The sequence below is a fragment of the Zobellia alginiliquefaciens genome (assembly GCF_029323795.1).
Classification (GTDB): Bacteria; Bacteroidota; Bacteroidia; order Flavobacteriales; family Flavobacteriaceae; genus Zobellia; species Zobellia alginiliquefaciens.
Genome location: NZ_CP119758.1, coordinates 3,610,467 through 3,626,200 on the forward strand (window position 1 = coordinate 3,610,467; position 15,734 = coordinate 3,626,200).

Annotated in this window: 7 protein-coding genes; all 7 read left to right on the forward strand. The window is 38.2% G+C overall.

Annotated elements, in window-relative coordinates; genetic code table 11:
* Window positions 1-74: 74 nt before the first annotated feature.
* The 7 genes from P0077_RS15050 (at window position 75) to P0077_RS15080 (ending at window position 15,658) form a co-directional block, all read left to right on the forward strand.
* Window positions 75-2,825, forward strand: a complete 2,751-nt coding sequence (locus P0077_RS15050; RefSeq protein WP_276166032.1) for a heparinase II/III domain-containing protein — start codon at window positions 75-77, stop codon at window positions 2,823-2,825.
* Between the two features lie 3 nt (window positions 2,826-2,828).
* Window positions 2,829-5,207, forward strand: a complete 2,379-nt coding sequence (locus tag P0077_RS15055; protein WP_276166033.1) for a PDZ domain-containing protein — start codon at window positions 2,829-2,831, stop codon at window positions 5,205-5,207.
* A 16-nt stretch (window positions 5,208-5,223) separates the two neighbouring features.
* Window positions 5,224-6,579, forward strand: coding sequence for an alpha-L-fucosidase (locus P0077_RS15060; protein ID WP_276166034.1), 1,356 nt, complete (start codon window positions 5,224-5,226; stop codon window positions 6,577-6,579).
* Window positions 6,580-6,800: 221 nt separating this feature from the next.
* The gene (locus tag P0077_RS15065; protein ID WP_276166035.1) at window positions 6,801-8,750 is read left to right on the forward strand and encodes a hypothetical protein; all 1,950 of its coding nucleotides are present in this window, start codon (window positions 6,801-6,803) and stop codon (window positions 8,748-8,750) included.
* Between the two features lie 28 nt (window positions 8,751-8,778).
* Window positions 8,779-11,532: an endo-acting ulvan lysase-like protein gene (locus P0077_RS15070; protein WP_276166036.1), complete on the forward strand. Its 2,754-nt coding sequence runs from the start codon at window positions 8,779-8,781 to the stop codon at window positions 11,530-11,532.
* Between the two features lie 41 nt (window positions 11,533-11,573).
* Window positions 11,574-13,103: a sulfatase-like hydrolase/transferase gene (locus P0077_RS15075; RefSeq protein WP_276166037.1), complete on the forward strand. Its 1,530-nt coding sequence runs from the start codon at window positions 11,574-11,576 to the stop codon at window positions 13,101-13,103.
* A gap of 47 nt (window positions 13,104-13,150) precedes the next feature.
* Window positions 13,151-15,658, forward strand: a complete 2,508-nt coding sequence (locus tag P0077_RS15080) for a glycoside hydrolase family 95 protein (RefSeq protein ID WP_276166038.1) — start codon at window positions 13,151-13,153, stop codon at window positions 15,656-15,658.
* The last annotated feature ends 76 nt before the right edge of the window (window positions 15,659-15,734 follow it).

The following is a 15,734-nucleotide window of genomic DNA, read 5'->3' on the forward strand; positions in this document are numbered from 1 at the left end:
TGAAGTTTAAGTGGATATTTTTTTTGAGTTATATATTTCATCAAAAGCAAAGTCTGTTATCATTACTTTTTTTGATGCAGGCCTTCATTGGTTTAAGCCAAACCATTCAACATCCCAGAATTTATATTACGAATCAAGAAAAAGAGAATTTTGAGAATACATTAGCTACAGTAGAATGGAAAAAAGAACTAGTCGATAAGAAGAAACAGCGGCTTGAAAAGTATATAGAATATTGTAAAAAAGACCCAGAGTGGTTGGTCTCCAGACTTCAAATGAACTGGAAAACGAAGCATGATAAGGTGTTTTTACGGGAGGGTAATTTTTCGCATTCGGAAGGGGAAGCCCCAGTTCCCACGGTAAGATATTCAGGCACTAGAGATTGGGCTTCGGAGTATATGAGACCTTCAATAGAAGAGGTTGAACCGTATTTTGATGATCCACGCGGGCTCTATTTAAAACATAAAAAAACCGGAAAGATGGAATGGGTCCATCCTTCTGAATCGGGTTTTGCGATTGATAAAATCAATGAGCAAATTATGGCGTTGGTTGCCGATGCCGCATTTTTGTATTGGTTGACCGGTGAGAAGCAATATGCCGATTTTGCATCACCTGTATTCTTTACCTACATGGAAGGGATGTATCATAGAGATGCCCCTATAGATTTGGCAAATTCGAATCAGCAACATATTTCGGGGCTTGCCACTTTTGAGGTTATTCATGAAGGTATTGTGGTTTCATTGGTTGCCACTTATGATTTTTTGTACAATTATTTTAAAAGGAATAGGCAAAATTTAGATACTTCTGTGGCTGTATTTCAAAAGTGGGGAGATCAAATTATAAAAAAAGGAATACCGGATAATAACTGGAACTTGTTTCAAGCTCGCTTTCTTACGTACATAGGATTAGTACTTGAAAAAAATGACAATTACAAGAATGGAAAGGGGCAAGAATACTTCTTGGATCACACTTTTAATATTTCAACCGATAGACAGATAGCCATAAAAGAAAGTTTGTTGGTCTATGATCAAGAGAATGCCATGTGGCCCGAATGTGCTTCGTATTCGGTGCATGTAATCACAACATTTTTAAAGATTTTTACCTTATTGGATCATGCAACAAATGCAAATGAATTCAATAATTACCCTATGGTAGAAAGAGCGGCGTTAGCTTCTTTTCAATATCTGTTCCCAAGTGGTTATATGGTTGGTTTTGGCGATTCACATCATAAAAACCTTCCTCCGGAGAATTTTGAACTCCTAATAGCCAACTATAGAAAGTACGGTCAAGAGAAAAAGGAAAAATTGATATCCGGACTTCTATCTGCCATGGTTTCAGAAGGGCTGTATGACCGAAAGGCAAATGGCTTTTTTGAATTGTTTTTCTATGTAGATGATTTAAAACATAACCCTTCGGAAGAGTTGAATACCAGTGATTTGGTGTCACCAACATTTTATGCTCCTAATGTGAGCATGGTAAATCAAAGAATGGGCGATGGGAAAAATGCGGTGATGGCCTCAACAGTAGGTTCTTATGGAAATCACGCACATGCCAATGGAATCTCACTAGAACTTTACGCGAATAATTATGCCATAGGGCCCGATATGGGTCGCGGACCTAGTTATTGGCATAAAGACCACCGCGATTTTTATTCCCGATTTCCCGCACATAATACGGTGGTTGTTGATGGTAAATCTGATTATGCGGCCATGCGAACTTATTTTCCATTTACGTTAGACCACGTATATCCCAAATCAGGAGAAGAAACCACGTTCGATAAAGTTACCTTTTCAAAAGTATCTTTTGTAGAGCCTAAGACGGTTTCCGACCAGCAGCGTTTTACAGCTTTGATAAAATCAACATCTTCAAAACCTTATATACTAGATGTATTTTGGTCTAAAAAACAAAAAGAAGGGAAACAAAAACATGAATACATTTACCATAATTTGGGGCAATCGCTGGAGATTTTTGATGCCGACCATGAACTTTTAAAAATGGTGCCAACGGATGATTTATCTTCTAAAAAAGGAGATTTAAACGGGTATAACTATTTCTTCGATAAAAGAAAAACCGTCAATTCTGGTGATATAAAGGCCCTGTTTACCTTAAAAAGCGACAACCATCCGGATAACTTTATGAAGTTATGGGTGAAAGGAAGTCACAATCAAACCTTGTATAATGTCAATTCTCCCAAATCCAATGCGCTTAGTGAAGGCACTGCTCCAAAGAAAGTTTTGGAAAAACCCATACCAACATTAATTCTAAAGAGAGAAGAAGCAGCTTGGCAGAATCCCTTCGCTTTGGTATTTAATCCATACCTAGAAGGAGAGGAAAACCCTATTTCCAACGTGTCCTTTTCTACGTTGAAAAACTATCCGAATACACAGATTATTAAGGTTTTGTCCCACGACGAAAAAAGGGAAGACCATATCGTATTAAATAGTTCGGACAATGATGTTGCTCTAGACGAAGCGTATTATCAAAAAGGATTGTTATCTATCATTCGTCAATCCAGGTTAAAAAAAGAAATCCAATTTATGTTTCTTGCCGGAATGACAAAATTTGAATCTCATGGTTGGGATATTGTTTCTTCTGGTAAACCTTTTTCTTTTAGCCTAGAGAATATTGAAAACGGCTATATCATTAGTAATGATAATCCTATAACAATAAATATGCCTATATCCAACGGAGCTAAAATGCCTGAAATGCAATTGTATGAAAATGGGAAATTGGTATCGAGTAGAAGGGCCACGGTGAATAGAAATGACCCAGGTCAAGTGGTGTTTAAGCTAACGAAAGGGTATAAGAAAATTGAAATAATTTATTAAGTGATGGGGAAAAGGCAGGTAATAAAATTTGTGGTGGCACTTGGTTTTATAGTGTTGATTTTTTCATGCGCCACAACAGAAAAAATAATAGAAATTTCGGTTTCTAAAAATGGGAGTGAAGCCAAGCCGGGTGAACTTCAGTTTGTAACTTTTAAAGAAGCAATAGACCAAGCAGTGAATCTTAGGAAAAAGACTTCGGATGCAGAGGTGGTTATAACTGTGGCACCAGGTATTTATCACCTTCAAGAAGCAATTAAAATACCGGCATCATTAAGTGACCTGACAATTAAAGGTTCTGATGCTGAAGAGGTAATTATAACAGGAGGAAAAGAGCTTCAGTTAAAGTGGCAAAAGTATGATGAAAATATATTTGTTGCTGAGGTTAACGATGATTTAAAATTCGATCAGTTTCTAGTTAATCAAGAACCTCAGGTTTTGGCACGTTATCCCAATTATAATGAGGAAGCTAGATATTGGCAAGGCTATGCAGAAGATGCTGTTTCCAAAGAGCGGTTGGCTTCTTGGGAGCATCCTAAAGGAGCCTATTTTCATGCGTTGCATAGTGGCAGATGGGGCGGATTTCATTATGAGATTTCCGGTGTGGATGACAATGGAAGCCCTGTTTTAAAGGGTGGACAACAGAACAATAGAGCTTCAAAACCTCATAAGGAGTTTAGAATGGTAGAGAATGTTTTTGAGGAGTTGGATAGTGCTGGAGAGTGGTTTTTTGATGCTAAAAAGAAGAAATTATTTTATTGGCCAACTTCGGATATAGAATTAAGTACTGCAACTTTTGAGGTATCGGTTCTAGACGATTTGGTCAAGGTGGTAGGAACGTTAGAAGAACCCGTGACTAATGTGCGCATTAGTGGAATAACCTTTAAGAATACCCAGCGCACGTTTATGAAGGATTATGAACCGCTCTTACGTAGTGACTGGATGATCTATAGAGGTGCATCTCTTTTCTTTGAAAACACGGAGAATTGCACTGTTGAAAATAGCGTTTTTACCAATTTGGGAGGGAATGTAATTATGGCAAGTAAGTACAATAAAGGCCTGACTGTAAGTGGTAATCATATCTACAATTGTGGTGCTAGTGCCATATCCTTTATAGGAGACCCTTCAGCTGTACGATCGCCTTCTTTTAATTATTCTGAGTTTGTGGCCATGGCAGAAATGGATACTGTACCCGGACCTAAAAATGAATTTTACCCTCGTGAATGCTTAGTTGAAAATAACCTCATTCATAGAATAGGTCGACTAGAAAAGCAAACCGCTGGTGTTCAGATAGCCATGGCAATGAACATTACCGTTCGGCACAACAGTATTTATGATGTACCTAGGGCAGGAATAAATATAGGAGATGGAACTTGGGGTGGTCACATTTTAGAATATAATGACGTTTTCAATACCGTTTTGGAAACCAGTGATCATGGTTCGTTTAATTCATGGGGGAGGGACCGTTTTTGGCTTCCGAATCGTAAGGAAATGGATAGTCTAACAACAGCAAGACCGGATATGTGGAAATGGGATGCTGTGCATACCACTATAATCCGAAATAACCGGTTCAGGTGTGACCACGGTTGGGATATTGACTTGGACGATGGATCCTCAAATTACCATATTTACAACAATTTATTATTGAATAACGGACTGAAGTTAAGGGAAGGATTTCATAGGGTTGCCAAAAATAATATAATGGTTAATAATTCACTCCACCCGCATGTTTGGTTCGTCAATAGCGAAGACGTTTTTAAGCATAATATTGTAGGCGGTGCATACCAAGATGTACGTTTGGAGGGTTGGGGCAAAGAACTTGACTATAACCTTTTCCCTAACGAAGTGACGATGCTTAAATCTCAGATATACAATAGAGATCTGCATAGCGCTTATGGAGACCCAATGTTCAAAAAACCTGAGAATCTAGATTTCTCTGTTTTGCCGGAATCTCCTGCACTAAAAATCGGATTTGAGAATTTTCCTATGGATAAATTTGGTGTGCAGAAACCGAATCTAAAGGAAATAGCCAAAACTCCTGAAGTACCTAAGTTAGAAAAACCGCAAGGTGTAGGCAATGATTCTTCTCCTGTTGTTCAGTGGTTGCGAAATGGCCTAAAAAGTGTTGATTCACAGGAAGAGCAATCTGCTTACGGTCTTAAAACTGCCGAAGGTGTTATCGTGCTGAATGTTTGGAACCAAAGCCCTGCTGTTAAGGATAATGGACTAAAACAAGGGGATGTGATTCTAAGTGCAAATGGAAAAAAAGTAAAGGAGGTTAAGGATTTTTTCAAACTTACCTCTGAATATTCAGCGGAAGAGACGCTTGATTTAGTGATTATGAGAGATCAAGAAGAACAGAAAATAACTATTAGAACCAAATAAATTAAAATCAAGGAAAATGAAGATAATAATGAAATCAACTTTATTGGCATTTGCAATAATGCTTACTATGGGAAATGGTTTTTCTCAGGAAAAGAAAGTAAAAAAGCTTTCTGATGATGAGCGAATGGAGTGGTGGCGAGATGCCAAGTTCGGTATGTTTATTCACTGGGGAGCCTACTCTATAATTGGTGGAGAAAGAGGAGAAAAAATTGCAGGCGGTGGTGCTGAATGGGCAATGGATAAGTTGGATTATACTATTGAAGAGTATGAAAAGTTTCCGGCAATGTTCAATCCTGAGTTGTTCAATGCAGATGATTGGGTGAAAATGGCGAAAGATGCCGGTATGAAATATATCGTTATCACCTCTAAACACCATGACGGTTTCGGTTTATGGGACTCTAAGGTATCGAATTATGATATTATGGATGCATCACCCTTTAAACGCGATATTATTAAGGAATTGGCAGAAGCCTCAAGAAAGCAGGGAATTAAGTTTGGAGTGTATCACTCCATCGTAGATTGGCACCATCCACAGGCGCAGGGAAATCTTTACCCTAATTACAATGCAGGTCAAAAAGACCAGACCGTTGTGAATCCTGAGTTTCCGCAGTATTATAAAAACTATCTCAAACCACAAGTGAAAGAATTGCTGACCAATTACGGAGATATTGATGTGGTTTGGTTCGATGGGGATTGGATTGCCGATTATACCACAGAAATGGGTAAGGAAATGTACGGTTTTATACGAGATATGCAGCCGAATACCATTATAAACAACAGGGTTGATAAAGGTAGAAAAGGCATGGAAGGCATGGATATGGAAGGGAATTTCGCAGGAGATTTTGGTACTCCAGAGCAAGAAATACCTGCAACGGGTATAGATGAAGATTGGGAAGCTTGTATGACCATGAACGGTACTTGGGGCTATAAGCCAGACGATACCAAATGGAAAAGTAGTGAAGATTTAATTCAAAAATTGGTCGATATCGTATCAAAAGGAGGAAACTTCTTGTTGAATATTGGTCCTGATGGTTATGGTAGATTTCCATCTCAAAGTATTAGACGATTAAAGGCTTTGGGCGATTGGACAGATGCAAACGGTGAAGCAGTTTATGGAGCAAAAGCTAGTCCGTTCGATATGCCAGAGTGGGGAAGATATACCTCAAAAGATGGAGTTATTTACGCACACATTTTCAATTGGCCAGAAGATGGCAAGTTGAAATTGAACAAAGCTATTAAGCTGAAGAAAGCTTCGTTTTTATCAAATACTGAAGCTAATATCAGTTTAGATAAAACATCGGAAGGTGTCATATTACAATTACCGGAAACTTCAAAAGAAGAATTTGTTACAGTTGTAAAATTGAGCCTATAAAAAACAGTTTTTCAATGTGTTATAAATTGAAGGTTTTTAATGGTTTAAGTAGCTTTTAAATCAAATAACGCTAATTAGTATATAAAGCATCATAGTTTATAAAGAATGAACTATGATTTAATAGAATTTTCAGTTTAAAAAGTAACATTGCTATCAGCTTAACAAAGTGAGGCAATGTTATTTTTTTGCCTTCACATTTCAGTATTATTTGAAATTTGATTATGATAAAATCATTCCATAAAATAAGACATACCATTCTTCCGGCTTTACTGTTAGTAATGGTATTCTCTTGTACAAGTCAAAATAGTGAGAAGCCTTTAGGTTTAGATATGAATGTGTATTTAAGCCTTGCCGATAAGGATACTATTTACCCTACTGACAAGCAATTGGCAATACTTAAAGAAGTTATGCCAAAAGAAGCATTTCAGCCAGCCCCAAAAATATCGAACAGGGCGTATTGGAGGGGTATTTCGGAAACTACCTCGGGTAAAGAATATTTGGCAAAGGCATTAGAGCGTTTAGATAGAAAACCCGAGGTACCCATTACCGACAGTATTTATCGTCTTGCCAATAAAGATGGTAACAGAGGAATTTACAAACCAAGATACTACCGAACCATGGACCGTTTAGAACGTTTTATTCTTGCGGAGTGTATCGAGAATAATGGGCGTTTTTTACCACAGATAGAAACGTATAGTAAAGCGATAATGAGCATGAAATCATGGTTGCACCCCAATCATGATGACGCGAATAATGGCGTTCTGGAAGGAAGAAGAATTTCCATTGATTTGGGCGCTCGAAAATTTGGCGGAGTTCTTGCATTGGCAGAAAACCTGTTGGAAGATAAATTACCAAAGTCGTTACGAGACGACATTCATGTACAGCTACAAAAGCGTATTACCGATTCGTATTTAAAAAGTACAAAGTATTTGGACGAAAATAATAAGTGGATTAAGAGTACCAGTAATTGGAATTCGGTTTGTACAAGTGGCACGGTATTGACTACGATTACCAGTTCAGAAAGTTATGAAAAGCGTTTGGCGACAGTAGGTTCGGCGCTGAATAGCATGACGTATTATTTAAGCGGATTTGGCGATGACGGGTATTGTTCGGAAGGTTTGGGATATTGGGGCTACGGCTTTGGTCATTATTTGTATTTAGCTCAAATACTATATGATTATACAGATGGTAGAATCGATTTGTTTACATTCAATAATGCCGAAAAAATGAAAAACGTAGGCAACTTTCCTGAAGGTTTTGAAATTCAGAAAATGGTCTGTTCTCCCTTTTCAGATGGGGTTTCCTCCATCTCCAGAAAGGGTAGCAATTTTGCCGATGTATTATCAGCTGAATATTACGGAGCTATTACCCCGACGGAAATTAGAATGGAAGAAGCAGCAGAGCAATTAATTGCTTGGCAAAACCCAGAAATGTTTCAAGTTGCGGATACATCAAATACCTCGCAGTTACCTGATCATACTTATTTTAATGATTTCGGAATGGTCATTTCAAGGGGAAAGCAAAAAGTGCCCTTTTCAATAGCGGTAAAAGCGGGTCACAACGCAGAAAATCATAATCACAGTGATGTTGGTACCTATTCTTTGGTTTTAAACGATGAAATTATTGCTGGAGATATAGGAGCTCCATCGTATCGAGCAGGATCATTTTCGCCAGATAATAAAGCCAGAAGTTCTTGGGGACATCCTGTGCCAAGGATCAATAACACTTTACAGTCTAACGGAATAGAATTTAAAGGAATCATAACAAGCACCAACTTCAAGGATAAAATGGATGAAGTGGTTATGGATATTTTGCCTGCTTATGAGTTGCCCATGTTGCAAACCCTAGAAAGGACCGTAACAAATGATAAGTCCGGAAAAGGAACCATAACCATAGAAGACCATTTTATAGCCACAGAACCCGTTAGTTTTGGTTCTGCACTAATGACTTTAAATGCGTATGAAATTATTGATGAAAATACGGTCATTCTAAAAACGGAATATCAGAAAGTAAAAGCCGAAATTAGGAGCCAGGGTTTTTTATTTAGAATTAAAGATGAACTAGTTCCTGTAAAGCATTTGAGAGAAGGCGGTCCTGCGTACAAAATAGGAATTGAAGCTAAGAATCTTACGGAAGAAGGGATTTTAAGAATTATATATACACCTTTATAGAACGGCTATTTTAATAACAACAACACTTATGACAATTGAAACTAACATCAGAAAATATCTAACAGGTATTCTTTGTGCAATAGGTTCTTTCCTAATGGCTCAGGAAAGTAATAAAATCCCACTACCCACTAATTTAGAACAAGGCTACCCAAGACTGTACATTACCAATTCAGAAAAGAAAGACCTACAAAAAACCATCAAAAAAGAAGCATGGGCAAAAGATGTTTTGTCAGGGTTACATGAAAAGGTAGATGAGCACGTAGAACGTCATGTTTCTGATCCGGAATGGATGGTGTCTCGTTTACAGATGTATTGGAAAACAAAGTCTACCAACGTATATGTCAACGGAGTAGATTATTCACATGCAGACGGTGAAGCTCCTGTGCCAACCGTTAGATTTACAGGTTCTAGAAATTCTGCCACTGCATATGGCAAGCCAAAACTAGAAGATATACAACCGTATATGGATGATCCCAGAGGTTTGTATTTACCGAATAAAACCAAAGAAGGACATCCATTTGAATGGGCAGAACAGTCAGAAACCGGTAATATCATTGTTTCTATAAACGAAGATATCATTGGTTTGGCAAGAGATGCCGCTTTTTTGTATTGGTTAGAAAAAGATGAGCGTTTTGCCAAGTTTTCCTATGATATTTTCCATACGTATATGGAGGGCATGTCTTACCGTAGCGAGCCTATAGATCTGTTGAACGGTCACATACAAACCCTTGTTGGTTTTACGCATTTTCAAGTAATACACGAACGGGCTTTGCGCGAAGTTTCCATTTTGTATGATTTTTTACACGGATATATTGAAGTCAACCATCCAGAACATATAGCAATGTATGATAAGACCATTAAAAGATGGACAGACCAGGTCATTAAAAACGGCGTGCCGCAGAACAATTGGAACCTTCACCAAGCAAACATCATTTTAAAAGCTGCAATGGTACTGCAAGACAACGAAAATTATGAGGATAAAAAAGGACGTGAATATTACATTGATTATATATTGAATGTTACTTCGGCAAGACAATGGTCGTTATCAAAATTTATAGATTATGGCTATGACGAAAGCAATGGAGTGTGGAACGAATGCCCTAGTTATTCTTTAGGAGTAACCAGCAGTCTTACCCATTTCATAAGGGATTTTGACAATACTTTTGACCATAATATTCTGCCTTACACTCCGGTGATGGGCAAAGCGGTAAAAATGATGCCGCAATATTTATTCCCCAACAATCAGATTGTGGCATTTGGAGATTCGTACTACGGACCCATAAGTACCGAAGCAATTGGGGATATGATTAGAATTGCCCAAAAAAATGGCGATGATGCGCTAGAAGAAGATTTTACGGGTATGTATCGTTTGTTCGTAAAAGATACGGATGCATCAGGTAAAAATAGAGGCAGAAGAAATAAGGGTATATCTTCCTTTTTTGCCACAAAACCTTTGGTACTGAATCCGAAGTACAAGCAGCACGATATAAAAGATTACATCACCCAGACATTTAATGCACCAAATGTAAGTTGGCATGTACAACGAATGGGAAGCGGAAAAGACGGAATGATGGTTTCTTTAAACGGCTCTTTAGGTAACCATATGCATGCCAATGGTATTAATATGGAATTGTATGGTAAAGGCTTTGTACAAGGTGCCGATCCAGGCAAAGGAGCAGGCTACTTAGAGCCAATTTATTTGGAATATTACTCCCAATTTCCGGCACATAATACGGTTATGGTAGATGGGGCTTCCTCATATACCGAAATGTTGAGCTACCACGCTTTTGACCTTTTGGGCGAATATCCAAAATCAGAAGAAAAAGAAGGCTTCTATGAACATATCACGTATTCAGATGTATATTTTTTAGAACCTGAAACCCAGAGTGATCAAAGTAGATTGGTGAGTATTGTTAAAACAGGTGAAACTTCCGGATACTATATTGACATTTTTCGCTCAAGAAAACAACGTAAAGGCGATAAATTTCATGATTACTACTACCACAATTTAGGTCAGACCATGAGTGTGATGGATGCCGATGGAAATCCACTAACATTAACACCTAGTGAAGAAATGGCGTTCGCCGGCGGACACCTTTATGCATTGGATTATATGTGGGATAAAAAATCGGTAAAATTAGATAATGATTACCAAGCCCAATGGAAAATAGACATGCCCGAAGGCGAGGAAGATGTTTTCATGAACCTATGGATGAAAGGCACCGAGGGTCGTGAAGTATTTTCCATAAAATCGCCTCCAAATAAAGCATTCAGGGGCAATCATGGTATTCCCTACAAGGTTGATAAAGAACCATATTTAACCTTTGCGGCACGTCAACATGGCGAAGCTTGGGAGCATCCGTTTGTATCGGTATATGAACCCTTTACTTCATCCGAAGGAAAAAGCATTAGCAGTATAAACGGTTTTGAAGATCAAAATAATAGTAAAGGATTTGTAGGCTTGAGCATTACACATAAATCGGGTAGGGAAGATATGGTATTCTCTACAGTCGATAACCAAACAGCAAGCTATGAGGAAACAAGTACGAATGCCACATATGCTTTAATTAGCAAAGAGAATAACGAAAATTTAGTCATGTTTATGGGCAATGGCACACAATTGACAACAAAAGATGTAACGATTTCCGCTGCGGAAAAAGGCAATGTAGTGTTAGAGCGTAAAGATGGAAAATGGTATGTGCACAATGAAGTTCCAGTTAAGATAACCATCGATGGTGTTGCCAATGACTACCCAGTAGGTGAGTATCGATTTATAAAATAATAATAATAGATATGTGACTAGCATAAATAGTACAGATGCTTATGAAAAGTACACGATACTTTATTTTTTGCCTAGGATTACTGGTGCTATCTAGTAGTTACGGTCAAAAAGAAGTAAAACCGCCCAATATTATTTTCTTGATGACGGATGATCAAAAATGGGATAATATGGGGTGTTATGGCAAGCCCGAATTTAATACTCCCAATATTGATAAGTTGGCAAGTTCTGCTGTAGTTTTTGATAGAGCGTACCAAGCCGTTGCAATTTGTATGCCCAGTAGGGTGACCATGATAACAGGTCGTTTTAACTCCAACCACAAGGTAGGTTTTGTTGCTCCTACCGACTATACTTTATCTCAAAGGGATTTTAATAACGGGTATCCTGCCATTCTAAAAAAAGCAGGATATCGTAACGGATTTATAGGGAAAGTTGGTTTTACGGTGACTAAAGAAGCACAGAGACCAAGTATGCCTAAAGAACATTTTTATCAACAGAATATGGCTGCTGTATTCGATTTTTTTGCCGGTAGTCAAGAACATGATAGAAATGGGGTGGTCATGTGGCCAGAAGATGATAAGGGTTTACAGGAAATATATAAAAAAGGAAGGGTCAATTCTGGGAGAACACTAAGAACAGGTGAGGCAATGTTACGCTTTATAGATACCCAGCCCAAAAATCAGCCCTTTTGTTTATCGGTCAGTTTTTATGCGGTAAAACATGATAGGGATAAAGATATGTACATGCCGCATCATGATTTATTTAAGGATAAAGAATTGTCGGTACCAGAAAATTGGGTTGAGGGGGAGAATGATAAATTGCCAACAGTTGTGAAGGAAAATGCACGCGGAGTTCGTTTACACAAACAAAGGTCGTCCACTCCAGAATTACAGCAAAAGTTGGTGCGTCGCTTTGCAACGCAAGGGTATAGTGTAGATGATCAAGTTGGTCTATTGGTGGCAAAATTAAAGGATAAGGGACTGTTAGATAATACAATTATCATTTATACCAGTGATAACGGTCGTTTTCAAGGCACTCATGGTCTTTTTGATAAATGTTTGCTTTATGAAGAATCGGTGAAAGCACCATTAATTGTGTATGATGGTAGAGTACCGGAATCTGAACGTGGATTTAGGGAAAATGCCCTTATTTCATCAGTAGATATTGCACCCACTATTTTATCTCTGGCAGGTATAACCGCTCCGAAAAGTATGCAGGGCAAGGACTTTAGTAACTTGTTGAATAAGACTCAAGATATGTCTCAATGGAGAAACGCCATATTTATGGAAGACCTCTTTATTGAGGAAATGTTTCACCAACGTTACAAAGAAAATGTTGATGAAATTAACCAAGAATTGATAAACGCCAACAGGTCTTACCGCAGTCGTGGAATAAGAACAGATCGTTATAAGTATTTTGTTTACTACGAACACAACCCTAAAATTGAGGAATTGTACGATGTAGAGAATGACCCTCTTGAGCAAAATAATCTGGCAAATAATAAGGAGTATGTTGATGTGTTAAAGCGCTTAAGAAAACAAACGGAAGAAATGTATTTAGAGGCACTGCGCTAGCTAGAACTATGAAAGCAACATTTTCTATGACAATTAATTTATAAGAAATGATAAAGAAATATTCGGAAATTCTATTCATACTGCTTTTAGTGGCTATGGGTAATGGTCATGCACAACAGGAAAACCCTTTAAAATTATGGTATACGGCACCAGCGGCAGATTGGAACGAAGCTTTGCCAATTGGCAACGGTCGTTTGGGAGCGATGGTTTTCGGTAATCCAACAAGTGAAAATATACAGTTGAACGAAAGTACACTTTGGGCAGGTGGTTCGCACAGAAACGAAAATCCAAAGGCAAAAGAATCATTATCCGATATACGAGAATTGATTTTTGAAGAAAAATATGATGAAGCCCATAACTTAGCTAATCGAGATTTTATTTCAAAAACCTCTCATGGAATGCCCTATGAAACGGTTGGAAATTTGAGATTGAATTTTAAAGATCAAGAAAATTACACCAATTACTATAGAGAACTGGATATTGAAAATGCAGTGAATACCACCACGTACACGGTAGAAGGAGTGGAATATAAACGGGAGGTTTTCTCCTCTTTTACCGATGAGGTTATTGTAATGAGACTTACCGCAAATAAAGAAGCTCAAATTAGTTTTACGGCAACAATGGATCGACCCGCACCTGCCAAAGTTAGCTTGTATAATGAAGGTGATGCTATTTTGGTCATGACAGGTTTTGGTAGTGATAATAAGAACAAACGCTTACCGGAAAATGCAGACTCAATTAAAGGTGAAGTAGAATTTGATGCCAGAATAAAAATAGTTCCGGAAGGGGGAGCGCTAACGTCAACAGGAAAAGAATTAAAAGTAACAAAGGCAAATAGCGTGATGCTGTACATTTCAATAGCTACAAATTTTGTCGACTACGATGATGTAAGTGCAGATGCCCATAAAAGGGCGGCAGATTATATGGTTAAGGCAACATCTAAAACCTTTGATGAATTGGTAAGCCGAAATTCAGATTTTTACCAAAAGTATTTTAACCGGGTCTCATTGAATTTAGGCAGTTCAAATGCGGTAAAAAATCCCACCGATGTTAGAATAAAGGAATTTAGTACAGGTTTTGACCCATCGCTTGTTGCTTTGTATTTTCAATTTGGAAGATATTTATTGATCTCCTCATCGCAACCTGGTGGTCAGCCGGCAAACTTACAGGGCTTATGGAATAATCTATTAGTCCCGCCTTGGAAAAGTGCATATACCGTAAATATCAATACTGAAATGAATTACTGGCCTGCTGAGGTCACCAATTTATCGGAAATGCATGATCCATTAATTGAAATGGTAAAAGACCTTTCAATAACGGGTAAAGAAACCGCCAAGGTTATGTACGGTGCAGATGGGTGGGTAACCCATCATAATACCGATCTATGGAGAATTACAGGTCCCGTAGATGGTGCAACATGGGGAATGTGGCCCACTGGTGGCACATGGTTAAGCCAGCACTTATTCGATAAATTTGAATTTAATGGAGATTTAGATTATTTAAGTACGGTATATCCCGCCATGAAAGGTGCCGCGCTATTCTGTTTAAGCATCTTGACCCCCGAACCTGAAAATGGTTTTCTGGTAGTTTCGCCATCTATCTCTCCAGAACATGGTCCCATGAACCGTTCTAAAAATGTGTTCATTGCGGCAGGGACTACCATGGATAATCAGTTGGTGTTCGATATGTTGACAAAAACAATAAGAGCAGCAAAATTACTACGGGTAGATGATAAATTGGTAGTTGAAATGCAGTCCGCTTTGGCGAAGTTACCACCAATGAAGATTGGTCAATATCAGCAGCTTCAAGAATGGATGCAAGATTTAGATGACCCAACAGATGATCACCGTCATGTATCTCATTTGTACGGTTTGTATCCTTCCAATCAAATTTCACCATATAGAAATCCGGAATTATTTCAAGGAGCCAAGAACACGCTTATACAGCGGGGAGACCCTTCTACAGGCTGGTCAATGAACTGGAAAATTAATTTGTGGGCTAGAATGTTAGATGGCAACCACGCTTATAAATTAATGGGCGACCAGATAAAGTTGGTCGGTAGACCAGATTCGCCAAAAGGTGGTGGTACCTATGCCAATATGCTCGATGCTCACCCACCTTTTCAAATTGATGGCAATTTTGGGTTTACTTCGGGTGTTGCGGAAATGTTGGTGCAAAGTCACGACGGAGCAATCCATTTGTTACCTGCATTACCAGACGTATGGGAAGATGGTGAAGTATTAGGTTTACAAGCTCGAGGAGGATTCGAAATAACTTCCTTAGCATGGAAAGAAGGAAAAGTTGTAAAAGCAAAAATAAAGTCGAATTTAGGAGGGAATCTTAGAGTGCGTTCATACAGTAAACTAAAAAATCAGAATGCAAAGGAATTGGCTGCTGCTTCCGGAGAAAATCAAAATCAATTTTATCAAGTGCCAAAAATAAAAACGCCGGTCGTTTCCGATCCGACAAAATCAGAAAGGCTAGATTTAAAACCAACATTCTTATATGACATATCTACAAAAGTTGGGCAAGAAATCATCTTGCTTGCTAACTAGTAGTATAAAAGTCAAACTTACTTGTTTGCTTTAGTGCTCTTAAAACCCCATGTATTGGAATAATAGGTGATAATTT